2 protein-coding genes are annotated in these 2,038 nt (G+C 64.0%); both read right to left on the bottom strand.

The window, feature by feature from the left end; translation table 11 throughout:
- Positions 1–620: UPF0149 family protein (locus PKE80_RS25165; RefSeq protein ID WP_271184824.1), on the bottom strand; the 620-nt coding region annotated here is incomplete at its 3' end.
- Positions 572–2,038 (bottom strand): IS66 family transposase (gene tnpC, locus PKE80_RS25160; protein ID WP_271184823.1); only part of this gene is annotated, 1,467 nt, incomplete at its 5' end. The genes PKE80_RS25165 and tnpC, both read right to left, overlap by 49 nt.

Below are 2,038 nucleotides of genomic sequence, written 5' to 3'. Positions count from 1 at the left end.
GCTGGCGTCATGCGCGCGAAGGCGCACTGGTCATGGATCAGGGAGATGATTTGCGGGACCATGCGCCACGTATCGGCAAGTGCCAGATTGGCGCTCGGATCACCCAGTTGGTCGCTCCATGACGGGCCACCTGTAATGGTGCTGTGGCCAAGCAGTGCCGCGAGCGGGTAGCCGAACTGCGGGTCGGCGATGAAGGGCTTCCACGCCTCCAAGTCGAGATGCATGGCTGTGAAGAACCCGTTGGCGAAGTCCTCGAGCAGTACCTCGCCTTCCTTGGTGCGCATGTAGATCGGCGCGTAGGCCTCGGGCTTCTCGGCTAGCTCGATGCAGATGCGGTTATACCGCTTGAGGATCGTTCGGCGCGCAGGCGCCGAGCGCGCACTTTGAGCATGGTCGCGCAGGATGCTCCTGATCCATACGTCGGGGTCAATGACGCTGGGGCCTGCGGCGACTGCGGCCAGGAAGCCGTCGATCGATGAGACGCCAGCTACAGGGGGATCAAGCTCGTCGAGCCATCTCTCGAGCTGTTCGAGCGAGAGGGTCCGGCCCGGCGAGGTGCGACGTTTGAAGTTCATGCCGCCAGCGCCTTTACCGGTTCTGCCGCCGGCCGCCAGTTCCATGGGAGCAAGATGTCCAGTTCGTTGATCTTCACAGCGCCCGTGACGATGCGCTCCAGCACGTCATTCAGCCAGGTGTAGGGATCCAGGCCGCCCAGGCGAGCCGTCTGGAGAAGGGATGCCATGACAGCCCATGTCTGGGCTCCTTCCTCACTGCCAGCGAAGAGGCTGGACTTGCGGCCCTGGGCTACATTCCTCATTCCGCGCTCCACGGTGTTGGTATCGACCTCGATCCGGCCGTCTTCCAGGAACAGGGTTAGCCCCTTCCAGTGGTTGAGCGTGTAGCGCATCGCCTTGGACAGGTCGGACTTGGGCGACAGACCTGGAAGCATGATGTCGATCTGCGCCTTGATCTTCGCCATGACGTCGGCGGTTTCAGCGAGACGAGCCTGGAGGCGCTGTGTGGCGGTGCCTTTGCGCACACGCGCCTCGACCGCGTAGACCTCACCGATCAGGGTAATGATCGCCGCTGCCACCGGCGATGGCGATTTGCGGTAGGCATCGACGAACTTGCGCCGGGCATGGGCAAGACAGAAGGCGAGTGAGATCTTGCCTCTGCCGGGACCACTGCGCACAAGCGCCTTGTAAGCACCATAGCCGTCGACCTGGATAACGCCTTCGTAGCGGGCGAGTTGTGCGAACGCCTCGGCATGCCGCCGGCCGCGGGCATGGATATACACCACAGCCGGATGGGCCGGGCCTGACCACGGTCCGTCGTCACAAGCGTGCGCCCAGAACTGTGTCGTGCGGGTTCGTCTTCGCCCTTTCTCGAGGACCGGCATGCGGGTCTCATCGCAGAAGATCCGGGACTGGCTGTGGACGTAGGCAAGCAGGCGATCGTAGAGCGCCTTCACCCACCATGCGACCTTACGCATCCAGCGGCTCGGTAATGCCCGGTCAAGGATGACGCCTTGGCCTGCGAGCATCTGCAACTGCCGATTGAGCGGGATCGACCAGGCGAAGCGCGCTGTCGCCATCCAGGCCAGCGTCGAGGTGGTGACCATCGAGCCCGGGATCGCCCGGCGAGCTGCCGGCGCCTGAACGACGCCCTCCCGGCATTCTCGGCAGGCATAGCGAGGACGCACCGTGCGGATGACGCGAACGATGGCCGGCACCCAGTCGAGTGCTTCACTGGCATCTTCGCCGATCCTGTGGAGTTTGCCGGCGCAGCAGGGGCAATCCAGCGTATCGGGATCGATTACGCGCTCGACACGCTCGATATGGGCCGGCAGTGCCATCAGGCCTCGCTTGCGCCGTGGGCGAGCGACGGCAGGCTTACCTTCGGCGTCGCCATCGTCGTTGGCTGCGGCCACCGGCGTGGCGACAAGGTCGCCGAGATCGAGGAGACCTTGATCACCCAAGATGACGCTGGCGCGTTCTGAACGGCTACCGAAGGCCTGATGGGCCATGCCTTTGAGCAG

Source organism: Novosphingobium resinovorum (genome assembly GCF_027922145.1).
Classification (GTDB): domain Bacteria; phylum Pseudomonadota; class Alphaproteobacteria; order Sphingomonadales; family Sphingomonadaceae; genus Novosphingobium; species Novosphingobium resinovorum.
Note: the sequence above shows the minus strand (reverse complement) of the source record. Positions and strands in the feature narration are given on the sequence as shown.